Raw genomic sequence first — 20,644 nt, 5'->3', positions numbered from 1 at the left:
TCAAGTACCTGGAAAGCCGACCACGCACTGCCTTTATTGCCATTCGCCCTTGATCAGCGGACCGATGGGATGCTCGCGCGGCGACATCTTGAGGTGGCGGAAGATGTCGGCATTGCGGGCCGTCTCGTGTTCGGTCTCGATATCGACCCCATAGGCGCGTTCAGGATCGACGCGCGCGCCGATCAGGATGAACTCGGCGCCTTCATAGTCGAGCAGATGCGGGTCTTCCGATGCGAAGCGCCGGCCGTGGAATTGCCGCTCGACCGGTTTGGGGTAATGCGCCTCTTCCCGCTCCGACAGTCCCGCGCCGGGCGGAGACCCGGCCTCGGGGTTCTTGATAGACAGAATGTAGGCCGCCTGGCGCTCGATATTCAGCTCCTCCTGGACTTCGCCGGGATCGTGCTCAACTCTTCTGCCCTGCACCCTGCTCAACGGAATGCAAACGCACGCGTTCCTAGGTTCGGCCGGAACGCGATGCGGCCGTTTAGTTCCTCGCAGCGGGGCCCGAGGAGGCTGCGGGAGCTTTAGGAACGACCAAGCCTTGGGCCGCGTTGCTGCTACGCCGGGGCGCGGACCCGCAGCCGCAGCTGTAGCCGTGAGTTTGCCATGGAGGAAGAAGGCCTCCGCAATTTCACCATCAATTTCGGGCCTCAACATCCTGCGGCCCACGGCGTGCTTCGCCTGGTGCTGGAGCTTGATGGCGAGGTGGTCCGTCGCGTCGATCCTCACATCGGCCTGCTCCATCGCGGAACCGAAAAACTGATCGAAAACAAGACCTATCTTCAATCGATCGGGTATTTCGACCGGCTCGACTATGTCGCGCCGATGAACCAGGAGCATGCGTTCTGCCTCGCAGCGGAGAGGCTGCTTGGCCTCGAGGTGCCGCGCCGCGGCCAATTGATTCGGGTGCTGTACTGTGAAATCGGACGCTTGCTTTCGCATCTTCTCAACATCACAACTCAGGCGATGGACGTCGGGGCGCTCACCCCACCGCTGTGGGGATTCGAAGAGCGTGAGAAGCTGATGGTGTTCTACGAACGCGCATCCGGCGCGCGCATGCACGCAAATTACTTCCGTGTCGGTGGCGTGCATCAGGACCTGCCACCGAAGCTGATCGATGACATCGAAGCCTTTTGCGATCCGTTCCTTCTTGTGGTGGACGATCTCGACCGCCTGCTGACGGACAATCGCATCTTCAAGCAGCGGAACGTCGACGTCGGCAGGGTGACGTTGAAGCAGGCTTGGGAGTGGGGCTTTTCCGGCGTAATGGTGCGCGGTTCGGGTGCGGCCTGGGACCTGCGAAAGGCGCAGCCATACGAATGCTATGAAGAGATGGATTTCGACATTCCGATCGGCAAGAACGGTGACTGCTACGACCGCTATCTGATCCGGATGGAAGAAATGCGCCAGTCAGTGCGCATCATGAGACAGTGCATTGCCAAGCTCCGGGCTCCAGACGGGCAGGGTCCGGTCGCGGTGCAGGACAACAAGATCTTTCCGCCACGTCGCGGCGAGATGAAGCGCTCGATGGAAGCCCTGATCCACCATTTCAAGCTTTACACAGAAGGCTTTCGCGTACCTGCCGGCGAGGTCTATGCGGCAGTGGAAGCCCCCAAGGGCGAGTTCGGCGTGTATCTGGTTTCCGATGGGACCAACCAACCCTACAAATGCAAGATCCGCGCGCCCTCGTTCGCACATCTGCAGGCGATGGACCTACTCTGCCGCGGCCACTTGCTCGCCGACGTCTCGGCGATCATCGGGTCGCTGGACATCGTGTTTGGGGAGATCGATCGATAATGTCGTGAAAGGAGATCGCCATGCCACAGATCCAGGTCGGCCAACAGCCGGTCACGCAAATTACCATTATCGAAGCCGAACCGGAGAAACAGGCCGAAGCCCTATCGCTCATGAGGGAGCGAGCTCGCTTCATGCAGCGTCAGCCGGGGTTCATTTCCGTCAGCCTGCATCGCAGCCTCGATGGGCGTCGTATCGTGAATTACATTCAGTGGGAAAGCCGTGATCTTCTACGGGCGGCGCACCAGTCACCTGAATTTCGCAAAGCCTGGAGTCAGTTCGGAAGTCTCACCGACGATATCGATCCTCATTTGTACGAGGTCGCCGACGTCCTCGCGAAGAGTCAGTGAACCGGCGCTCGATGAGCGCGAGAGCGAAACGCCTCAGCTCATGTGCTCCACGATGATGGAACCGGAGCAGCACGGGGCTGTTAGGCGCACATGAACATCCGACGCGCTTTTTCGAGGACAGCCCGTCCTGCCTGGAGGGTGGTACTATTTGCACTTGCGCTATCGCCGCTATCCGCCCTTGCTCAAGACGGCTCCGTTCTGACCTATCATGGCGACAACAGCCGAAGCGGTCAGTACGTCGTTCCCGCGCTATCCTGGGATAAAGCCAGATCGGTTCAGCTGGATCGCACGTTCAACGCCCGTGTCGCGGGCTCGATGTACGCTCAGCCGCTGTACTGGCGTCCTCCTGGAGCGAACGCCGGGATGCTATTCGTGGGCACCGAGGACGACGTCGTCCAGGCCCTCGACGCGACGACCGGCAAGGAATTGTGGAGGCGCGTGGTCGGGCGTCCAGTGCGCCGTTCGTCGCTGCCGTGCGGAAATATCGATCCGCTTGGTATTACCGGGACGCCGGTGATCGACCCTGCAACCCAAGCCATCTATTTTGATGCTGCCGTGGAGCGAGGAAACGGCCCGCGCCACGAGGTGTTCGCGCTTTCGACAAAGGATGGCAGCGTTCTCCCCGGCTGGCCGATCGATGTGGCCGACCTTCTGCAAAAGGCAGGACGACATTTCGACCCGAGCGTCCACAACCAGCGCGCGGCGCTCACGCTTCTCGACGACACTGTCTATGTCGCCTTCAGTGGCCATTTTGGTGATTGCGGGAACTATCACGGCTGGGTGGTCGGACTTTCCCTGCGCGAGCCCGGCAAGCATGTCAGCTTCGAAACGCGTGGGCGAGGGGGCGGGATCTGGGCGCCGGGCGGTCTGAGCGTCTCCGAGCATGACATCTACTTTGCGACTGGGAATACGCTCGGCGCGCGACCTGGAGCGACGGTGAAGCCGTATTTCACTTTGGACCCGACCTGCGCCGCAGAGACGACAAGAGGGACTATTTTGCGCCATCGGACTGGAAAGCACTCGATGCCGCCGATGCGGATCTCGGGGGCAGCAATCCGCTTACTTTCAACATATCCGGAGCGGGCGGGGACCGCGCTCTGATCCTGGCGCTGGGGAAGGATGGCAAGGCTTATCTTCTCGATCGAAATAGTCTCGGCGGCATTGGTGGCCAGCTGGCGGTCGAAACAGTGTCCCAGTCGTCGATCGTCACGTCGCCGACTGCCTATCGCGTCGGCGATGATGTCTTTGTTGCCTTCCAGGCCTCCGGAGCGAATTGCCCGCAGCCCGGCCGAGGTCACGATTTGACGGTCTTGAAGATCGCAGCAGGCTCCCCGCCGGCGATGGCCACTGCCTGGTGCGGTGCGCTCCGCGGCCGCGGCTCCCCCGTTGCGACCACCACGGACGGCGATTCCAACCCGATTGTTTGGATTGTTGGCGCCGAAGGCGACAATCGGCTGCACGCATTCCGCGGCGATACGGGCGAACCGATCTTTGTCAGCGAGCCCTTGAGCGGTCTCCGACGCTTCCAGACGCTGATCGCGACGCAGGACCGCCTCTATGTCGGCGCCGACGGGCGCATTTACGCCTTTCATTTTTGAAAGGCACGCATATGCAGCTTCACGAGACCGCGATGGCACCTCTCCCATACCGGGAACTCAGCATCGGCCTCATTTGTTCAATGGTGAGATCCCCTCGAAGCTGGGGTCTCGCGCTTGCAGCCCTGCCGACGCGGAAGTGATCCCATCCCGCTCGGGGCCGGTCATCTCGCGAACGGAGCTATAGATGGCGAAATTGGCCTGTCATTCCGAGATGCGGCTGTTCGCGCTGAACGCGACGGCCGATCTTGGCAATGCCACGGCTCAGGCGCAGGGTTGGTCGCTTGCTGCACACGAGGAGCGTGAGTTCGAGGATGGCGAGCACAAGGCGCGCCCCCTCGATTCGGTACGTGGCACAGACGTATACGTGATACAAGCCCTGCATAACGGGCCAAACCAGAGCGTAAACGACAAGCTCTGCCGATTGCTCTTCTTCATCGGAGCTCTCAAAGACTGCGGCGCCGCTCGCGTCACTGCGGTCGTGCCGTATCTTTGCTATGCGCGAAAGGATCGCCGCACCAAGCTCAACGACCCAGTAACGACGCGCTACATTGGCAGTCTCTTTGAGGCTGTTGGTACTGACGCCGTCGTCGCCCTCGAGGTGCACAATCCGGTTGCGTTCGAAAATGCCTTCCGCTGCCGGACCGTCGCCCTGACGTCGACAACGCTATTCGTTAAGTTTGCCGCGCAATTATTGGATGAAAGCTTCAGCGTGGTGTCTCCGGATCCCGGTGGCGTGAAGCGCGCACAACTCTTGCGAGGAGCGTTGGAAGCCACGCTGCATCGTCCGATCGGCAAGGGGTACGTCGACAAGCACCGCAGCGCCGGCGTGGTTTCGGGCGACCTCTTGGTCGGCGATGCAGCCGATGCGACAGTGCTCATCATTGACGACCTGATCAGTACCGGAACCACGCTGCTGCGTGCCGCGCAGGCGGCCCGGCGCGCCGGCGCCCGTCGCGTATTGGCTTTCGTGACACATGGGCTATTCATGCCTGGCTCCGCCGAGGTCGTTGCGAATCCTGCCATTGAGCAGTTTGTCGTGACCGATGCGGTGCCCATTCGAATTGACGATGCCGCTGCGCGCGCCAAGGTCAAAGTCGTCCCTGTCGCCCCACTGCTCGCCGAGACGATACGCCGGCTGCACGAGAACCGCGATCTCGCCGACCTCCTGGTCTTCTGAGCAATCCAACCAGCTTGATTGCGTCCGATGCCGCCAGGCGAAGATATTGGCGCGCGACCCGCGGCCACTTCTCGGGACTGCGCGGCTCGGGCTCGAGGAGATGGGCGATCGCAAGACGGGCGCGCAATGTTGCACGATGACACCGATAAAACGTCATTAGCTCGTCGCCCGGACTGTCCTTGAGTTCTTGACGTATCCGTCGTGTAATGTACTCGCCGATCCATCCTGCCCCAAGGCGCTCGCATTCAAGGTCAAGGAAAGCGATCTCGTCAAATGGATCGACCGCACGCAGGCGCGGATTGAATTCGATGCAGTCAATGATGCGAACTGGATCACCAAGCCAGATGTGCTCGGGCCGCAGGTCGCCGTGACCATCGATGATCTTTCGGCGACGGATGCGATCGGCGAGCAGGTCTGATCGGCGATCGAGGAAACGGCGTTGCATCTGGTCGATCCACTGTATCAGCCCTGCCGGCATCGCGAGCCGACTGTCAAGAAGCACGCGCCGATTATAGTCGAGGCCTCGGTACCATTCGGCTAGTCGGACGGCCGACGAAATGAAGGTAGGCTGTGCGCGGCGATAGAACTGGGCAAGGACAGCGGCCAGCCGATCAAGCTCCCAGGTCTTGACGCCCCCCTCAACAATGCTGTTATCCAGCATATTCCGCTCGTCGAGGCGACGCATCATGACAAGCCAATCCACCGCCTTGCCCGGGCCGCCGATGGCAAGCCCCTTGGGAGACCAGACCAGCGGCAGGACGTCGAGATATACGTCCTGGGCGAGACGGCGATTGAGGCGCAGCTCAGCCCGGCACGCGGCCTCACGTTTGGCCACACTCGAAAAGTCAAGATATGGAAAGCGGACCGGCTTCTTCAGCTTGTAGGCTTTGTCCCCGACGAGAAAGACCCATGACATATGGGTCTCGCGAGTGGTGATGGTGGCTGCGCTTTCCGGATACACATTTCGCCGGCTCAGAAAGTGTACTTTGTCACGCAGCCGCAGCTCGCGGATTTCGCTCTCGCTCTGCTCTCGCGCTTCCATTGCTGGCGCCCATCAACGCTGCAGGAACGGCGCAGCCCCCGCTTGCCGAGTTGCATTGATCGCCTGCATCTTAGAGGCCTCCATCCGCCCAATCTGGGCGAGCGATACCACAGGAGCGGTTCCCGCCCCTCGCCGGGCGGCTTGTCGAAGCCGACGCGAAGACCTTCCGGAGCTGCGAAACCAAAGCTGGCAGCGCCCGTTGGTAGCAAAGGAAATAAGAAGTGAGAGCGAAAATGGTTGCTCGTGCTCGACCGGGACAGAGCGGTGAGGTCCGGGACGTTTCCATTCCACCTAGGGGGCTTGCCGGTATATTACACATTCCCGAAGGCAGCCGTGCGGTCGTCGTCTTTGCCCATGGAAGCGGATCTAGTCGCTTCAGCCCGCGCAATACGGCAGTTGCCGCCGCTCTCAATCATCATGCGCTAGCGACCCTCCTGTTGGACCTCTTGACCTTCGACGAAGAAGCGAACCGCGCGAATGTATTCAACATTGAGCTGCTGGCCGACCGTTTGCTTGATGCGGTGCGCTGGCTGGATCAGGACCGGACCATGGCTCGGTTTGCGGTGGGTCTGTTCGGCTCGAGCACGGGAGCAGCAGCAGCGCTCATGGCAGCAGCCCGGCTCCGCAACCGAATCGGCGCTATCGTCTCGCGCGGCGGCCGTCCCGATCTCGCCGGCGATGCAATCGATCAAGTCAATGCTCCAACCCTCTTCGTGATCGGCGGCAATGACTTCGGGGTGATCGAACTCAATCAAGTTGCATTTGCGCGGCTTCGAGAACCCAAGGCAATCGAGATCGTTCCGGGAGCCAGCCATCTCTTTTCGGAACCGGGAGCCATCGAACAAGTGACAGATCACGCAGCACGATGGTTCGCCCGTTACCTCACTCCTATGGCTCCAGGAGCAGGTTCGAAGGCAGGACAGCGACATGCCGTTCAGAGATAGAATCGAAGCGGGTCGAAAGTTGGCGGCGCCCCTCGCCACGTACGGGAACCAGCACCCGGCCATTCTGGCGCTTCCTCGGGGTGGCGTGCCCGTGGCAGCTGAGGTCGCAGCCGCGCTGCACGCGCCGCTCGATCTCATCATCGTTCGCAAGGTCGGCGTCCCGTTCCAAAACGAGTTGGCAATGGGTGCCGTCGTAGATGGTGGCGCACCGATCGTGGTGCGCAATGATGATGTCATTCGGCTCGCAGGCATCAGCGAAGCCGATTTCCAAGCCGAGTGCCGCAAGGAGATTGCCGAGATAGAGAGGCGGCGTCAGCGCTATTTGGGAGATCGTCAACGTCTTGAGATTTCCGGTCGGACGGCAATCGTTATCGACGATGGCATTGCGACCGGCGCCACCACGCGGGCCGCCTTGCAGGCGACGCGAAAACGAAATCCAAGCCGGCTCGTCCTCGCGGTTCCCGTTGCACCGACCGAGATTGTCCCGCAAATGCGCGCAGAATGTGATGATTTCGTATGTCTTGAGGAACATACCGCGTTCGCCGCCATCGGCTACTATTATCGGGATTTCGGGCAGGTCTCCGACGGCGAAGTGCTCGACATGTTACGACGATTTCCGATTTCGTCCGATCTGCGCCAGTCGCGGGAAAGAGCCCAGCAATGATCGACTGTCCTTTCTGCAAAATCGTCAGCGGCGAGATTCCGTCAGCGAAAGTGTATGAGGACGAGGAACATCTCGCCTTTCTCGACATTCGCCCGCAATCCCCCGGGCACACTCTCGTCATCCCAAAGAAACACCAGCGCTGGGTCTGGGACGTACCGAACGTTGGCGCGTATTTCGAAGTCGTACGGACGGTTGCGCGCGCAATGCAAAAAGCTTTCTGCGAGGAAATACATTCCCGCATCATCGGCGAAGAGGTGCCGCATGCGCACATTTGGCTATATCCCGCTCCAGGCAGGGCGAAAGGCGATCCGAGAGATTTTGAGCGGAATGCGAAAGCAATTCGCGACGCACTTGAGCCGCAATGATCCGGAGTTCTGGCCACACGTTCGTCAAAATTTGTCATCCAGCTGCCTGATCCCCCATGACTCCGAACGCCTGTCGTCGGCCTCAGTGAGACTGTCGACGGACTACTTGTATCCTCACAAAGCCATCAAGGATTGGAACGTATGCCAACAGGCGTTTTCGGTGCACACGATCGCAGACCGGCAACATCACGCTGAGGTGGCCTTAGGAATGAGGTGGCCTTAGGAACAAGGGTCCTCGACACGATGTTTCCCATGAACGCCACTGCGAGGCAGCGATGTTCCTGCACCGGATCAAAATCCTCACGCTCGCCGGGTTCACGATATGGATCGACATCTCGTGGCTCATCCTGGCAGCGCTGTTGATCTGGACGCTGGCGCTCGGCGAGTTCCCTCGCACAGTTCCGAATTTGTCCGCCGCCACATACTGGTGGATGGGATTCGCAGGCACGATCGGCCTGTTCATCTCGATCATCCTGCATGAGCTGAGCCATGCGCTGATTGCGCGGCGTTACGACATGCCGATTGCCGGCATTACGCTGTTCATCTTCGGCGGGGTCGCCGAACTGAACAAGGAGCCGAGCAGCGCCAAGGCAGAATTCCTTATGGCGATCGGCGGGCCGATCGCCAGCATGGTGCTTGGCACCATCCTGCTCCTGGTCGCTGCCGCAAGCGAGAAGACCGTTTCGCCCGCCGCATTCGGGGTGCTCGACTACCTTGGCGGCCTCAATTGGATCTTGGCACTGTTCAATCTCGTTCCCGCCTTCCCGCTCGACGGCGGACGGGTGCTGCGCGCTGGTCTTTGGGGCTGGATGAACGATTTTGGACGGGCCACGCGCATTGCCGCCGGCAGTGGCGAGTTCTTCGGCATTGCCATGATCCTGTACGGCATCCTGGAATTCATCACCGGCAGCACAATCAGTGGCGTCTGGCTGTTCTTTATTGGCTTGTTCCTGCACGGCGCCGCCGGCGCGGCACGGCACGAGCTGGCGCTTCGCCACACCTTCGGCGGGCTTCCCGTTTCCACGCTCATGCAACGCAATCCGATCGGCGTCGCCCCGGATATTTCCATTGCGGAATTGGTCGAGGATTACTTTTACAAGTACTACTTCAAGGCTTTTCCCGTGTTGCGCGACGGCGAACTCATCGGCTGCATCATGGCGAAGGATGTTCGCGATCTTGGTCCCTCCGACTCCGCCCAGCGCCGCGTCGCTGATGTCATGCGCCCATGCTCGCCGGAGATCATTGTCCCTCCGCATCTGGATGCACTGGAGGCGCTTGCAAGGATGCAGGGCGGTCTGCACAGTCGCCTGCTCGTGGTTGAACAGGGACGGCTTCTCGGCGTCCTGGCCTTGTCCGATATGCTTCAATACCTCTCGCTCAAGCAGGAGCTCGACCGAAACATGCAGGATCTGCCATGGAGCGGTGTCAAGACCCGTGATGCGGGATCTGCCCACTACGTGCATCCCGCCCGCTGACGCGCGAGCCAGTGTCCAAGCAAATTCGCCCTCAGATTGCGTTTAGCGGATGGTAACAGGGAACGCGTTGTCCGCAATTGCCCTTGATCCCGTTGGGGAAGCGGTTGAGGACTTCGGCCCGGTTCTTGAGATAGGGAAACAGGTAAGGCGCGATCCTGTCATAATAGGCAATCACGTCACCCTTGGTGTATCGCTCCTTCGGCCAGAATGTCTTGTCGAGGTGGGTAAGCTTCACGGTCATGCGCGCTCCCGTCTGACTTGCCGCGCGGGCTTGTCGCTGCGCATGCCGAGAAACACCGGATGTCGCATCTCCCCCTCGCGGGTCCATTCAGTGAACTTGACCTGGCACACGAGCCGCGGCTTGATCCACGTGGTCCGGTCCTCGTGCGGAACGTCCGTAAACGGCTTCTTGTCTGTCCTCAACTTCATCATGCGCGCGTGCAGCGTCGCGAGCATCTCTCGGGAGAATCCCCCACCGCTGTGACCAACATAGACAAGCTTGCCCTTGTCGTACACGCCAAGCACCAGCGAGCCAAAGTGCTGGCGGCTCCCGCGCGGCTCGGTGAAGCCGACCACAATGGCTTCCTGTTCCTGGTCGGCCTTGATCTTGAGCCAATCTTTCGTGCGCCTGCCCGAGTGGTAGAGACTTGCGGCACGCTTCGCGATAATGCCCTCCTCCCCCGCTCGTCGTGCTTTGTTGAACGCCGCCTTGCCATGCCGCTTTCTGTGTCCGCTGTAGTGGACGAGTGGGTGCCGTGTAAGGATGGCGTGCAAACGGTCCTTGCGCTCAAGCAACGGCTTGCGACGCAGATCGCGGCCATCGAGGAAGAGCAGATCGAACACATAATAGCGGAGACGTGCCTCGCCTTTCAGCGCATTCTGCAGCAGCTGGAATCGGGATCGGCCCTCCGCGTCGAGCGCCACTAGCTCGCCGTCAATCACGGCATTACGCTTGATGATATCGAGCGCTTCGGCGACTGGGGCATAACGCCTGGTCACGTCATTGCCATTGCGCGAGTAGAGGGAGCCATTTCTGCCTCCGGTTTTTGCGACAAGCCGGAAGCCGTCCCATTTCGTCTCGAATATCCACTCCTTGTCATCGAATGGCGCGTCGATGAGGGTCGCCAGCATTGGCCTGAGGTCGCTTTTTTCGCATGCGTCTTGATCAGCAGCCATTGCTTCGGGCTCTTCAGGCGCACGAGCGAATATGCCCCGCGAAGCTTGCTTCCCTTGAGAACGAAGCTCATGCGTCCTCGCCGCAAGCCTGCTCGCATGGTTCGCTCGCTCTCTGCTGCGCTGGCCGCGCCCTCGGCTTCGTAAGTGCCGCCGTCCCATTTTTCAACGAGCCCTGCGAGTCGAAACTCGCGTCAATGACCGTCGGTTCCAAGGCGAATCGGCGGCCGGTCTTGGCGCTCTTGGAAATCAGTGGCGCGACGGCAGTTGATAGAGTCAGAGCAGTTGCATTGCCAGGCTTGGCGCCGGAACCGATGGCCAAGGCACGCGTCGCCAACACACATCTCGATCACCGTCGTGTCGCGCCTGAGGGCCTGTTCCGACGACCGCGGCTATACGTGGTTGGCGAGGCACCCGGCGCAGAGGAAGCTGCGCAGGGCAGGCCTTTTGTCGGTCCGGCCGGCAGGGCGTTGCGCGCGATGCTGGATGAAGCTGGGATCGATCCCCAACAGCTGCGTTTGGCAAACGCTATTCCTTTCCGGCCCCTCGTCTATTCCAAAGATCGGAAGCCACGTAATCGCAGCCCAACAATGGTGGAAGTCGATCGCTATGGCGCAGCAGTGTTGAACGACATTCGGCGTTCCAGGCCAGGCGTGATCGTTGCTCTTGGCAGCACAGCGGCTCGCCTGTTCGGCGAGTCGCAATCGATCCGCGTGACGCGCAAGGCAAAGCTTCAATTTGAAGGCTACCCGCTCCACATCACTTTCCACCCAGCCTACGTCCGCCGCTTCGGCGGACGGAACGGCGACGCTTGGCGTCAGACGGTCGCCGATCTACGCCGGGCTTGGCAAGTATCGGCGAGTCATTTGGATCCAAATCGTGCTTGAAGACATCGATGAGGCGTACCACCGGCGATTTCGGCCTCGATCGACCGCGACGTGACCTCATACCTCATCTTCTCCTCATGTGCGATCCGCCACCCGGTCCGCACCGTCAACCGGACAGGTTCTGAATTCGACCCCAGGTGCTCTTGGTGCCCCAAATGCCCGAGCGCAGTGCCTCGAGTTGCACGATCTGACTGTGGTCAACGAACAGATTGACCTCGTTTCCGTAGTTCTTGACATACCATTCGAAGACCTGCGGGTCGGCGCCTTCGAACATGACCTTTTCGAGCCCGAGCTGATTGATGATGCGGGCGACCACATCGGTGCGCCAAGTGTTGACGTTTTCCGTGATCCCTTCGCTTTCGATCATGATGATGCCGGCTCCGGCGTCGAGCGCCCGCTCAGCTTGCGCGATGAGCCAGCCGACATCCTTGGTGCCTTCCGCTGCGAGCTCCTCGGTCGACGTGCTACCACCAGCGCCGAACTGAATGCCGAGTTCGGGCTTCGCCTTCAGCCCCGCCTTTTTCACCTTCTGCACCAGGTGCAACAGGCTATCGGTCGGCAAGCTGATGAAGCCTGTCGAAATCTCGATCACATCAAAGCCAAGCGCCTTGGCCTCCTCAATGTAGCGATCGACCGCGTCCACGCCGAAGCGCACTACATTCTCGATCCAGCCGCCGGTCGAGACGTAGACATCATGATCGTGCGCCAGCTTGTTGATTGACCTGACCGCGTCGGCCGGCATCAGCGCAAACGAGCCGCCAGCATATTTGAGGCCGTCAACCCAGGCGCCGACCGTTTCCAGGATATCGGCAAGATGGCGGGGACCATAGGCGCCGTAATACGGGCCTCGGATTTCAGTGATTCCGATCCGACGCGGCTTGGCCGAACGCGCCGCCCGGGGAATGAAGGAAAACGTGGTTTCTGCCATGGCTTCGTCCTCCTCAGAAATTCTTTCGCACCTCCCTCGGCGGGATTGAGATGTCGCCGAGCATTGACGTGAGGGCGGCCACCGGGCGCTCCTCCAACGTTGCGATCACCTCGGCGAGCGCGTCGCGTTCGGAAAAGCTCGTGAAGGCTGACGTGACGCGATCGAACTTGCGGCGCGATGCGGCCCAATCGAATGGCCTGGTATGAAAGCCGTGATAGTCGTCGCGCTGGGCACGAAACACAGTTCCGTCCTTCTGTTCGATTTCGAGAGCGGCAGGGAGCCGCTGCGGAAACTTCGCCGACAGGCTGGGATCGGGCGTGACCGTGACCTTTCGCAGCAACATCTGGGCGTCTTCGGCCGAAATTCGTTCGGGTGCGTATTGCTCGGGCTGCACCTCACCGTCGATCAACGCGACCGCCAGCATGTAGGGCAGGCTGTGATCGGCCTCCTCCTTGGTTCGCACGATTCGCTTGTCACCCTCCTCCCCGCCGCCAATGATCCGATGGGCTACCGCAAACGTCTTGAGCCGTATTGCCGAGACGGCGGCCGCCTCGAATCCCGGGCGAGCACGAATCTCGAGCGCTGCGTCGAGCGCAGATTGGGCGTGGATCTCGGCATTGTGCCGCTTCACAATGGTTCGGCGCACGCCTTCCAGATCCTCTTGTCGCCAGTCAATCTGGAAGGGGCCGCTGATCACCTCCTTGAATCCCTTGTTGCCCTCGAACACAGCTTCGGGCCCGGTGATTCCGCGGCTCGCGAGCAGCGCAGCGTGTGTCGCCGACATCGCCGTATTTGGAAAGGCGAGTCCCTTCCAGTGAGACAGCGCGCCCGTACGGGTGACACGCAGCGCATTGTTGGCAGTGCCACTGATGGCAATCGCATGTGCGATCTGTGCGGACGGCAAAGCAAGCGCCTTGGCGGCACCCGCAGCGGCCGCGTACGCTCCTTGTGTGGTATGATCAAAACCCATGTCGCGGACCGGAGCGACATCGCTTAATCGGGTGTGGACCTGGTAGGCGACAGCGAGCGCGGTGAGCAGATCGGCCCCGCTCGCCTCCCGCATCTCGGCTGTCGCCAGGACTGCGCCAAGATTGTCGGATGGATGGCACGTCTCACCGGCAGCGATATAGCTGTCCATGAAATCAAGGTACCGGCTGAGAGCGCCATTGTAGAACGCGGCGCGGTCCGGCGCGGTGCGGCCACCGCCGATGAGCGTGGAGAATGGACGACCACCAAGTTCGGCAACGAGGACGCGGATCACCGCCACAGGCGGCGCATTCAGCGCCGCTATGGCTACGCCGATCGTATCCAGCACGCGAATTTTCAGCTGCTCCAGCGCCCGCTCGCTCAAGTCTTCCATCCGGGCACGTTCCACAAACCTTGCGAGCTCCTGGACCTCGGTCATGGCCGCAGGCTCCTCATCTCGATATGCCGCCAGGTCCGCTCGTCGCGATGCCCGCGGCAAGCCGCTCCCCCTGCTGGCAGGCATTCCGGATGCTGGTCAGTCGCTGCGTGCAGACTGGTTCGTCGCGGATGGATGTTCGCCACACCATCATCGGCAGCGAAGCGCGCTCCTTCAGCCGCCTGCCTGCGATGCAGGGTCAACGTAACGGCGCCAAGACGGTTGCAACGGGAACAGGCGCGGCTACTGAGCGCGCTCAGCGCAGAGGATGTCCGCGCTTATCGGCGGGCCGCGCGGGTGCGATTCGCCGTGTTAGCCGTCTAGGCAACTTGCGTGTGCTGGCCGCCGGGTCGCGAAATTTGCTGCAATGAGGCTGCGGTTGCGTCGCGTTCGTGGCTTCGCGCGATATCACCCAAGGAAAGGATACCCACCAGTCGCTTTTGCCGATTGAGCACCGGCAGCCGCCTGACTTGAATATCGCCCATGTTCCAGCAAACCGAATCCAGGTCCTGGTCCTCGAAGCAATACTTGACGTCGGGGGTCATGACGGCCTTGATCTGGGTGTCCGGTCCGCGGCCTTTTCCAAGCACGCGGATTGCGAGATCCCGGTCCGTGATCATGCCTACGAGGTAATCACCTTCCGCAACCGGCAAGAGCCCAACGTCAAGCAGCGCCATTGCTTCGGCTGCCTCTCCAACCGTGTCTTCTGGTGTGCAAAGCTGAACGTCCGAGGTCATGACATCAGACACTTTCATGGAAATCCTCCGCTCTGATTTGCCTCCAACAGCCAGCGATGCCTGATGTTCCTCACCGACGGATGGGCCATCCTGCGGCCGATTCCGCTGCCCTGCCAGCAAGGCAGAAGGTTCGCGTGCGGCTTCCCGCTCCTGCGCGAGCCCTTCCTGCACGAGCTGTTGGTCCCCAATCATCTGGCCGATGATCTGTCTCGTCTGCGCTTCCAACTTCGCTCGAAATCTGGTCATGGCTTCCTCCCATCAGGAACTGAACGTAGCGACTGGCGGAACCGTTTGAAGGCCATGTTCCGCGCGACCCGACCAGTGCCCCCCTCCGGGTCCGTCGACTCGAGCAATTGTTGATGGGCGGCACCGGCACACATTGGATCTCAGCCGCAGCTTCGCGTTGTTCTCACCCTTCTTGGTCATCTCCAGACCACCCCACCTGTGGACCCGATAGGCCTTGGTGCCGCCTGGAGTGGACGACTTCGGCGCGCGCGAGCTTACTCTCCAAGTCGGCAATTCGGGCCTCGTTGACGCTTTGCTCGGCGAGCGCAACCTGATATTCCGAATTCTCGACCAGATTTGGCTCGTCGGCGATGGCCTGCCGAATGCGCCGGACAAGGTCAGATCGCTCGATGCGGATGCGGCGGCTCAGTTCGCCTTGAAGTGCGGCATGCCCGGCGGACGTCATGGGAAACTTGGTCATTCGGATTTCTGCCGCTTCTGCCGACGAAGCGTGCGCTCGGATGTTCATGCCCAGTAGTGAAAAGACATTTCTTCTGGTGCCGCGCTTGCGTTGGACGACGATGTTTGCGGTCGATCGAGACAGACCGCCGTAACTGCCCTAGCTGCGGATGGAACGTGCCGTGAGCTCGTCAGTTCCAATCTCGTTGGTGCGAGCATGATGGAGCCTGCGTCGGGTCAGGCTTCTGCGGCAGGTTCCGCATCCTGAATTAGGAACGAAGAACCCGCCCTGACGTCATACGCACGTTCACGCGATTCGCAGGATAGGTAATCATGGTCCGCGAAGGCCCCGCCGAACCGCCGGCGCCCAACGTTGCCGAGACGACGGAGGGCAGACGAGTTCGTCCCTACGGCATGCTGTTTACGGCGCTAGTCGCAGCCGCCGCTATCATCATCGTGATCTATCTCGTCATGAGGTAAGAGGCGAACGGTAACGGAACTCAGATCAGGAGGAAGGAACGTCGGCTCTCGACTTTTGTTGGCGGCCTATCAGCCAACGGAGATTTCCGATGAGAGTTTGCGACGCGGTGACTACCGATGTGCAGCTCTGCACACCGCAAGACAGTATCAGGGAAGCCGCCGAGGCGATGGCGGCGCTCAATGTCGGACTATTGCCGGTAGCTGAAAATGACACTCTGGTCGGGATGATCTCCGACCGCGATATCGCGACGCGTGGCGTAGCGATGGGTCGGGGACCGGACGCGCTGGTCCGCGACGTCATGACCGCAGACGTCAAATACTGCTTCGAGGACCAGGGCATCGATGACGTCACCCGCAACATGGCCGACATTCAGGTGCGGCGGCTGCCCGTTCTCAATCGAGACAAGCGGCTGATCGGAATCATCGCACTCGGCGATATCGCGGTTTCCAGGGCCGGCGGTGGCGCCGCAGCGGCATTGTGCGGAATTTCGCAGCCGGGCGGACAGCATGCTGGCGCGGTCACCGGTTGAGGCAACGCCAAACGCCGCCAAGTGTCGGCCAGTCAAGCAAGTGGCACGACATGGTCCTGCTGGGTCCACCAATTGAATCTGCAGCTCAGACCTCAATCAGGGCATAGGGTCGACCGGTGGGCTTCTCGATCGATCGGGCAACGTTGTAAACCCGCGCGCCCGCGGGCGTGCGGCCTTCATAGCGGCCCTGGTGGGCATGGCCGTGCACCACCGCACTCACCTTAAATCGATCGATCGTTTCGCCAAGACGTGACGAGCCGAGGAACGGAAGAATCTCCAGTGGCTCGCCCGCGACCGTATCGAGAATCGGCGCATAGTGAAGAACAACGACAGCCTGCTTGCTGGCCACGGCGCGCATGGCATTTTCGAGGCGCGTCGCTTCATTGACGGCTTCGGCGACCAGGCTTTTGACGACGGCCTCGCCGAATGAAGCAAGCATGCGGCGGCCAAACCCACCGATGAAGCCCTTCACCCCGACGAAGGCGACGCCGTCGATTTCGTACGACTGCCCGTTGAGCAGGTGCATCCCGGCACCCTTCAAGATGCGCTTTACATCTTCGGTCTGCCCGGACTCGTAGTCGTGATTTCCGAGCACGCCGACAACGGGAATGGAGCAGGCGCGCAAATCCTCCGCCAGAAGTTCCGCTTCCGACGGCTTGCCGAGGTCAGTGAGGTCGCCGCAAAGGACGAGCACCTGGGCCTTGGTCGAAAGCTCGGCAAAGAGCTCCCGGAAGGACAACGTGCGATCCTCCTTCACGTGGAGATCGCCAATGGCAGCGAAAGTGAGGTTGCCGGGTTCCTCGGACATCGCGCTACTCACTATCCTCGTCTGCGTCGACAAAACCCCATTCCTCAATGGCCTGCTCATAATCGACCTGCGAAAACAGGCGCCCCCGACATATCTTCACGCGCGGAGGAGGAAGCTCTAACTGTGTCTTCAGGCGGGCGACCAGTTCGTCCATCAGCCAACGCGGCACGCAATCGCGCTCGCTCGGATAGGCCCAGCGGAAGTTGAGTAGATGCGCCAGAAGCACCTCCCAATACAACTCCATGTGGGCAAGCAGGCGCCGCCAGTCGATCTGATCGTGCTGCTTGAGAATGAGATGCACGATATCCGCGCCGTCGTAACGGTGCCGCAGCTGGACGAAGGCCTTGGACCAGATCAACTCCGTCGGGGCAATGATGCGCATCGGCGTGCCGAACACCTCGATGCGCGGTGCGGATTCGAACCATTGGTCGGTCACGGGAGCCATTCCATGCCAGAACGCGAAGATCACATCGAAAAAGTCCTCGTCCTGGAAGACTTTGCCGAGCCAGCGTTCGTCCTCGATTTCGACGGTGTATCCGAGGTTCCGGAAGTGGTGGAGAACACGGGGATAATCAGTCGGCTTGCACACGATATCGAGATCTTTGGTCGCGCGCGCCACGCCGGTATAGGCGCTTAGCGCATATGTGCCGGCCAATAGAAACGGAAGATCTAGCTTCGCGAGCTCGCGCAAGGCCTGGGTGTAAAATAGCTCGGCGCGGGCCGATGGCACGGTCGGCTCAGCGGCTGCATCGATCGTCTCTATAGATCCAGTGACCGGTCTGATTTCCTTCGCCATGAAAGTTCAATCGAAGCTTATCGGCTTCGGCCATGATGGTGCCTGTTTGACAATCGAATAGATCATGCAAAGTTCCGCACGCCCCGGGCCACCTTCTGTAGAAGGTGGCTACTCGTTGCCTACCACCGGCTGGCCTGGTGCGCGGTCGAGTGGCGCGTGTGGCTTAGCTAGGCCCGTCGTACCGGGCGGGGTCTCGTTGTTGGCCGTCCTTGTGTCGACCTGTGCAAGCGTCGCCACGAATGCCGCGACTGTTGCGATTATCAAAATCGCGAAAAGTACGATGACGGTACGGTGGCTACTCCATTCGTTACTCATGATGGATCTCCACCCCTGACGTGGAAACGCATTGCGACTTGGATGTGTTCCTTGCGCGCAACCGGGCTAGGTAGAGGAAGACGAAACTGTCCTCTACCTCAAGGTGCATTGACCGGGATGGTCATCAATTCTCATTTTCTCACCGCCCCACAGGCACCACCTTGGAGGGCGTCGAAAGTGGTCGTAAGGGCCAGATGCAATGGCCCCAGCTCGGGGCCAACCGACTGGGGCCGCAAAGCGCCAACTTACATCGCGAAGGATATGGCCGGGAAACTGCGAAGAGCGCGTCTTTCGCTGCCTAATCAACACCCCGAAGCCTGGTTGGCCGGCGTCTACGGAACGTAATTTCCGGCCACGAGCCAAAGTTCCTGTGCTACAATTCCGCACGGGCAATGGGTATTAAGCGATGCCAATAAGGCGCCTGCTGCGAGACAGCAAGCTGGAGCCGGACGAAATTGAGATTTTGACACGCGCGTTCAATCACGCGCTGCGATCACTGAGCTTGGTCGACCGTGGCGATCCACTTGCCGAAATGCTCGCGAGAAAGGTGATTGAGATCGGCGCGACTCGTGTTCGCGATCCGACCGAGATATCCAAGATCGCCATCAAAGAACTTGGACTTTCCTCTGAATAGGCTGCTTGGTTTGGCCGACGCTGCTCAGATCGAAAGCTATTCCTTCTTGGCGCAACCCGCCAAAGAAAAACCGAGGAGGCCGCATGATCGGCCACATGTCCAACGGGCAAGCTGATGCGCAGCGACGAGCTCAATCGCCGCAGGTTGCACGATGAAGAGGGCAATCAATTCAGCACCGTCGCGCCGCCACTTTTTGCGGCTAACGTCAATGGCTGCGGCATCAGCCCTGGCTCCAACGGTTTTGTGGGCCGAGCAGCGAGAAGCAGCGGATTCGGCCACATCCCCGGCCACCTCCACCGCGTTCGAGGAGGTATGGCGGACCGTGCGAGATCGGTTCTACGATCCGCACCTACACGGGCTCGATTGGTCGGCGGTCCGGGAACGTTACTTGCCTGACGCCGTACAGGCGAGTTCCGAACAGGCGCTGGCCAGCGTCATTAATAGCATGCTCTCCGAGCTGCATGCTTCGCACACCCGCTACTACACACCATACGAACCAGAGTACTACCAGCTTTCCGATATCTTTGCCGGCGCGCTAAGGCGCCGCGGACTGGAACGCGCGTTTCCGAGTGGCCGTATCTCCTATCCTGGCATAGGCGTCCTCTCGCGTCTCGACATGCAGGGTCGCAGCATGATGACCGGTGTTATAGAAGGCACGCCGGCGCAACAAGCCGGCCTGCTCGCTGGCGATGTGATCGTGTTCGCCGATGGTGCGCCGTTTCAGCCGGTACAGTCGTTTCGTGGCAAGGTTGGCAAGGAAGTCGTGCTGGGCCTGCGTCGTGCCGGCGCGTTTATGCAAATATCGGTTACCCCGGCCGAAATTGAGCCCAACAAAATGTTCTTGGACGGCTTGAAGGCCAGTGCTCGTATGATACCGGCCAACGGCCGAAGGATCGGCTATGTTCATGTCTGGTGCTACGCTGGCTCCGTGTATCAGCGGACACTCGAGCATCTTCTATCGCAGAGTCCGCTGAACGACGCCGATGCCCTGATCTGGGACCTGCGAGATGGCTGGGGCGGCGCGATTCCCGAATATCTTGATTTGTTTAACACGCGAGCGCCGACGATGCAGGTCACTGATCGCAATGGCGCCAGCCAGCTCGATAACGTGAAGTGGCGCAAGCCTGTCGCCATGCTGATCAACAGTGGCACCCGCAGCGGCAAGGAGATCCTTGCCTACGGCTTCAAGAAATATCGGCTCGGCGAGGTCATCGGTAGCCGGACCGAGGGAGCTGTGCTCGCTGCGACGGCATTCCTCATTGGCGGGGGCTTGCTGTTGCTCGCGGTCGCGGACGTGCAGGTGGACGGCGAGCGGCTGGAAGGCGTTGGCGTCGCACCCACGATCGAGGTCGAAGCTGACTCGGCCTCCGTGGATCGTAGTGATCCTCAACTCAATCGTGCAATCGCCGTCCTATCCGGAGCCTGATCCTCGGAAGGCAGCCCTGCTGGCTCTTACACTGACCGCGAGGACCGGACGCCACCAGTGAAATGTTGTGTTTCTTGCTCGAGCATTCGTGGGCCGTAATGGCGGGGGAGCGTGTCGAACCCCGACCCTAACATCCGGCTCTGGTGCTGCAGCAAGCGGTAGCCTACGGCGACGGGCAGAACAGATTGTCCGTTTTGCTCGCCCTAATAACCCATTCTACGACGAGCACATCATCGACCGGTACCATCGGATCTGCGCGCTGTATCGAATGGGGTGAAGATACAGCAAGGAAAAGTCACACAGCAATCTGCCCGTGCGACGTCCACCACAAAAACCGTCGTACGAGAGCCGTTTTGTCTCGGCCACCATCTCGCGAAGGTGTTGGAAACAATGACTTTTTGCTTGGTGGGCGCACCAGGGCTCGAACCTGGGACC

24 protein-coding genes are annotated in these 20,644 nt (G+C 60.5%); 14 read left to right on the top strand and 10 right to left on the bottom strand.

Annotated features, from left to right (window positions below; genetic code table 11):
- Window positions 1-33 precede the first annotated feature (33 nt).
- Window positions 34-423: a hypothetical protein gene (locus CWO91_RS20750; RefSeq protein ID WP_130215798.1), complete on the bottom strand. Its 390-nt coding sequence runs from the start codon at window positions 421-423 to the stop codon at window positions 34-36.
- Between the two features lie 183 nt (window positions 424-606).
- Here CWO91_RS20750 and CWO91_RS20745 point away from each other — a divergent pair, with 183 nt between their 5' ends.
- The 5 genes from CWO91_RS20745 to CWO91_RS20725 all read left to right on the top strand — a co-directional run bounded on the left by CWO91_RS20745 (window position 607) and on the right by CWO91_RS20725 (window position 4,919).
- The gene (locus CWO91_RS20745) at window positions 607-1,797 is read left to right on the top strand and encodes an NADH-quinone oxidoreductase subunit D (protein WP_130215796.1); all 1,191 of its coding nucleotides are present in this window, start codon (window positions 607-609) and stop codon (window positions 1,795-1,797) included.
- Window positions 1,798-1,817: 20 nt separating this feature from the next.
- Window positions 1,818-2,144, top strand: coding sequence for an antibiotic biosynthesis monooxygenase family protein (locus CWO91_RS20740; RefSeq protein ID WP_130215794.1), 327 nt, complete (start codon window positions 1,818-1,820; stop codon window positions 2,142-2,144).
- A gap of 138 nt (window positions 2,145-2,282) precedes the next feature.
- Entirely contained in the window at window positions 2,283-3,245 is a 963-nt protein-coding gene (locus CWO91_RS20735) for a PQQ-binding-like beta-propeller repeat protein (protein WP_165405587.1), read from the top strand.
- Between the two features lie 86 nt (window positions 3,246-3,331).
- A complete protein-coding gene (locus CWO91_RS20730) occupies window positions 3,332-3,742 on the top strand; it encodes a hypothetical protein (RefSeq protein WP_130215790.1) in 411 nt (136 codons plus the stop codon).
- Window positions 3,743-3,926: 184 nt separating this feature from the next.
- On the top strand, window positions 3,927-4,919 hold the full coding sequence (locus CWO91_RS20725; protein WP_130215788.1) for a ribose-phosphate diphosphokinase: 993 nt from the start codon (window positions 3,927-3,929) through the stop codon (window positions 4,917-4,919).
- Here the strand turns inward: CWO91_RS20725 and CWO91_RS20720 are convergent.
- On the bottom strand, window positions 4,831-5,961 hold the full coding sequence (locus CWO91_RS20720) for a hypothetical protein (protein ID WP_208753050.1): 1,131 nt from the start codon (window positions 5,959-5,961) through the stop codon (window positions 4,831-4,833). The genes CWO91_RS20725 and CWO91_RS20720 overlap by 89 nt on opposite strands.
- Window positions 5,962-6,194: 233 nt before the next feature.
- Between CWO91_RS20720 and CWO91_RS20715 the strand changes: the two genes are divergently transcribed.
- The 4 genes from CWO91_RS20715 to CWO91_RS20700 all read left to right on the top strand — a co-directional run bounded on the left by CWO91_RS20715 (window position 6,195) and on the right by CWO91_RS20700 (window position 9,409).
- A complete protein-coding gene (locus CWO91_RS20715) occupies window positions 6,195-6,905 on the top strand; it encodes a dienelactone hydrolase family protein (RefSeq protein WP_130215786.1) in 711 nt (236 codons plus the stop codon).
- On the top strand, window positions 6,889-7,569 hold the full coding sequence (locus CWO91_RS20710) for a phosphoribosyltransferase (RefSeq protein ID WP_130215784.1): 681 nt from the start codon (window positions 6,889-6,891) through the stop codon (window positions 7,567-7,569). Before CWO91_RS20715 ends, CWO91_RS20710 begins: the two co-directional genes overlap by 17 nt.
- Window positions 7,566-7,934 (top strand): HIT family protein, encoded by a 369-nt coding sequence (locus tag CWO91_RS20705; protein ID WP_130215782.1) that lies wholly within the window; start codon window positions 7,566-7,568, stop codon window positions 7,932-7,934. The genes CWO91_RS20710 and CWO91_RS20705 overlap by 4 nt, the downstream gene beginning before the upstream one ends.
- A gap of 275 nt (window positions 7,935-8,209) precedes the next feature.
- The gene (locus tag CWO91_RS20700) at window positions 8,210-9,409 is read left to right on the top strand and encodes a site-2 protease family protein (RefSeq protein ID WP_130215780.1); all 1,200 of its coding nucleotides are present in this window, start codon (window positions 8,210-8,212) and stop codon (window positions 9,407-9,409) included.
- A 31-nt stretch (window positions 9,410-9,440) separates the two neighbouring features.
- On the opposite strand, the gene CWO91_RS20695 is transcribed toward CWO91_RS20700, so the two are convergent.
- Both CWO91_RS20695 and ligD read right to left on the bottom strand, forming a co-directional pair.
- Window positions 9,441-9,650 (bottom strand): hypothetical protein, encoded by a 210-nt coding sequence (locus CWO91_RS20695; protein WP_130215778.1) that lies wholly within the window; start codon window positions 9,648-9,650, stop codon window positions 9,441-9,443.
- Window positions 9,647-10,585, bottom strand: a complete 939-nt coding sequence (ligD, locus tag CWO91_RS20690) for a non-homologous end-joining DNA ligase (protein WP_130215776.1) — start codon at window positions 10,583-10,585, stop codon at window positions 9,647-9,649. The genes CWO91_RS20695 and ligD overlap by 4 nt, the downstream gene beginning before the upstream one ends.
- Before the next feature lie 311 nt (window positions 10,586-10,896).
- Between ligD and CWO91_RS20680 the strand changes: the two genes are divergently transcribed.
- The gene (locus CWO91_RS20680; RefSeq protein ID WP_165405586.1) at window positions 10,897-11,469 is read left to right on the top strand and encodes a uracil-DNA glycosylase; all 573 of its coding nucleotides are present in this window, start codon (window positions 10,897-10,899) and stop codon (window positions 11,467-11,469) included.
- Window positions 11,470-11,575: 106 nt separating this feature from the next.
- Here CWO91_RS20680 and CWO91_RS20675 read toward each other — a convergent pair whose 3' ends face one another.
- The 4 genes from CWO91_RS20675 to CWO91_RS20660 form a co-directional block, all read right to left on the bottom strand.
- Window positions 11,576-12,397: a phosphosulfolactate synthase gene (locus CWO91_RS20675; protein ID WP_130215772.1), complete on the bottom strand. Its 822-nt coding sequence runs from the start codon at window positions 12,395-12,397 to the stop codon at window positions 11,576-11,578.
- Between the two features lie 13 nt (window positions 12,398-12,410).
- Window positions 12,411-13,802: an MmgE/PrpD family protein gene (locus tag CWO91_RS20670; RefSeq protein WP_130215770.1), complete on the bottom strand. Its 1,392-nt coding sequence runs from the start codon at window positions 13,800-13,802 to the stop codon at window positions 12,411-12,413.
- A 317-nt stretch (window positions 13,803-14,119) separates the two neighbouring features.
- Window positions 14,120-14,554, bottom strand: a complete 435-nt coding sequence (locus CWO91_RS20665) for a CBS domain-containing protein (RefSeq protein WP_130215814.1) — start codon at window positions 14,552-14,554, stop codon at window positions 14,120-14,122.
- Window positions 14,555-14,945: 391 nt separating this feature from the next.
- Window positions 14,946-15,242: a hypothetical protein gene (locus CWO91_RS20660; RefSeq protein ID WP_165405585.1), complete on the bottom strand. Its 297-nt coding sequence runs from the start codon at window positions 15,240-15,242 to the stop codon at window positions 14,946-14,948.
- A 311-nt stretch (window positions 15,243-15,553) separates the two neighbouring features.
- Here CWO91_RS20660 and CWO91_RS43100 point away from each other — a divergent pair, with 311 nt between their 5' ends.
- Both CWO91_RS43100 and CWO91_RS20655 read left to right on the top strand, forming a co-directional pair.
- A complete protein-coding gene (locus CWO91_RS43100; RefSeq protein WP_165405584.1) occupies window positions 15,554-15,700 on the top strand; it encodes a hypothetical protein in 147 nt (48 codons plus the stop codon).
- 89 nt (window positions 15,701-15,789) lie between these two features.
- A complete protein-coding gene (locus CWO91_RS20655) occupies window positions 15,790-16,230 on the top strand; it encodes a CBS domain-containing protein (protein WP_130215766.1) in 441 nt (146 codons plus the stop codon).
- A gap of 85 nt (window positions 16,231-16,315) precedes the next feature.
- Here CWO91_RS20655 and CWO91_RS20650 read toward each other — a convergent pair whose 3' ends face one another.
- On the bottom strand, window positions 16,316-17,038 hold the full coding sequence (locus CWO91_RS20650) for a metallophosphoesterase family protein (RefSeq protein ID WP_130215764.1): 723 nt from the start codon (window positions 17,036-17,038) through the stop codon (window positions 16,316-16,318).
- 4 nt (window positions 17,039-17,042) lie between these two features.
- On the bottom strand, window positions 17,043-17,834 hold the full coding sequence (locus CWO91_RS20645) for a nucleotidyltransferase family protein (protein WP_130215762.1): 792 nt from the start codon (window positions 17,832-17,834) through the stop codon (window positions 17,043-17,045).
- Between the two features lie 721 nt (window positions 17,835-18,555).
- Between CWO91_RS20645 and CWO91_RS20640 the strand changes: the two genes are divergently transcribed.
- Together CWO91_RS20640 and CWO91_RS20635 are read left to right on the top strand one after the other, a co-directional pair.
- On the top strand, window positions 18,556-18,783 hold the full coding sequence (locus CWO91_RS20640; protein ID WP_130215760.1) for a hypothetical protein: 228 nt from the start codon (window positions 18,556-18,558) through the stop codon (window positions 18,781-18,783).
- 151 nt (window positions 18,784-18,934) lie between these two features.
- Window positions 18,935-20,209 (top strand): S41 family peptidase, encoded by a 1,275-nt coding sequence (locus CWO91_RS20635; protein ID WP_130215758.1) that lies wholly within the window; start codon window positions 18,935-18,937, stop codon window positions 20,207-20,209.
- Window positions 20,210-20,644 lie beyond the last annotated feature (435 nt).

This window comes from Bradyrhizobium genosp. SA-3 (assembly GCF_004212635.1).
Lineage (GTDB): Bacteria > Pseudomonadota > Alphaproteobacteria > Rhizobiales > Xanthobacteraceae > Bradyrhizobium.
The sequence above is the reverse complement of the archived record's forward strand: the minus strand, read 5'-3'. Positions and strand labels throughout refer to the sequence as shown.

Bases quoted from the DNA above. Each gene is read 5' to 3' on its own strand.
- CWO91_RS20745 (WP_130215796.1), top strand. From the start codon at position 607: ATGGAGGAAGAAGGCCTCCGCAATTTCACCATCAATTTCGGGCCTCAA.
- CWO91_RS20740 (WP_130215794.1), top strand. From the start codon at position 1,818: ATGCCACAGATCCAGGTCGGCCAACAGCCGGTCACGCAAATTACCATT.
- CWO91_RS20725 (WP_130215788.1), top strand. From the start codon at position 3,927: ATGGCGAAATTGGCCTGTCATTCCGAGATGCGGCTGTTCGCGCTGAAC.
- CWO91_RS20720 (WP_208753050.1), bottom strand. From the start codon at position 5,961: ATGGAAGCGCGAGAGCAGAGCGAGAGCGAAATCCGCGAGCTGCGGCTG.
- CWO91_RS20715 (WP_130215786.1), top strand. From the start codon at position 6,195: ATGGTTGCTCGTGCTCGACCGGGACAGAGCGGTGAGGTCCGGGACGTT.
- CWO91_RS20710 (WP_130215784.1), top strand. From the start codon at position 6,889: ATGCCGTTCAGAGATAGAATCGAAGCGGGTCGAAAGTTGGCGGCGCCC.
- CWO91_RS20705 (WP_130215782.1), top strand. From the start codon at position 7,566: ATGATCGACTGTCCTTTCTGCAAAATCGTCAGCGGCGAGATTCCGTCA.
- CWO91_RS20700 (WP_130215780.1), top strand. From the start codon at position 8,210: ATGTTCCTGCACCGGATCAAAATCCTCACGCTCGCCGGGTTCACGATA.
- CWO91_RS20695 (WP_130215778.1), bottom strand. From the start codon at position 9,650: ATGACCGTGAAGCTTACCCACCTCGACAAGACATTCTGGCCGAAGGAG.
- ligD (WP_130215776.1), bottom strand. From the start codon at position 10,585: ATGGCTGCTGATCAAGACGCATGCGAAAAAAGCGACCTCAGGCCAATG.
- CWO91_RS20680 (WP_165405586.1), top strand. From the start codon at position 10,897: ATGGCCAAGGCACGCGTCGCCAACACACATCTCGATCACCGTCGTGTC.
- CWO91_RS20675 (WP_130215772.1), bottom strand. From the start codon at position 12,397: ATGGCAGAAACCACGTTTTCCTTCATTCCCCGGGCGGCGCGTTCGGCC.
- CWO91_RS20670 (WP_130215770.1), bottom strand. From the start codon at position 13,802: ATGACCGAGGTCCAGGAGCTCGCAAGGTTTGTGGAACGTGCCCGGATG.
- CWO91_RS20665 (WP_130215814.1), bottom strand. From the start codon at position 14,554: ATGAAAGTGTCTGATGTCATGACCTCGGACGTTCAGCTTTGCACACCA.
- CWO91_RS20660 (WP_165405585.1), bottom strand. From the start codon at position 15,242: ATGACCAAGTTTCCCATGACGTCCGCCGGGCATGCCGCACTTCAAGGC.
- CWO91_RS43100 (WP_165405584.1), top strand. From the start codon at position 15,554: ATGGTCCGCGAAGGCCCCGCCGAACCGCCGGCGCCCAACGTTGCCGAG.
- CWO91_RS20655 (WP_130215766.1), top strand. From the start codon at position 15,790: ATGAGAGTTTGCGACGCGGTGACTACCGATGTGCAGCTCTGCACACCG.
- CWO91_RS20650 (WP_130215764.1), bottom strand. From the start codon at position 17,038: ATGTCCGAGGAACCCGGCAACCTCACTTTCGCTGCCATTGGCGATCTC.
- CWO91_RS20645 (WP_130215762.1), bottom strand. From the start codon at position 17,834: ATGGCGAAGGAAATCAGACCGGTCACTGGATCTATAGAGACGATCGAT.
- CWO91_RS20640 (WP_130215760.1), top strand. From the start codon at position 18,556: ATGCCAATAAGGCGCCTGCTGCGAGACAGCAAGCTGGAGCCGGACGAA.
- CWO91_RS20635 (WP_130215758.1), top strand. From the start codon at position 18,935: ATGAAGAGGGCAATCAATTCAGCACCGTCGCGCCGCCACTTTTTGCGG.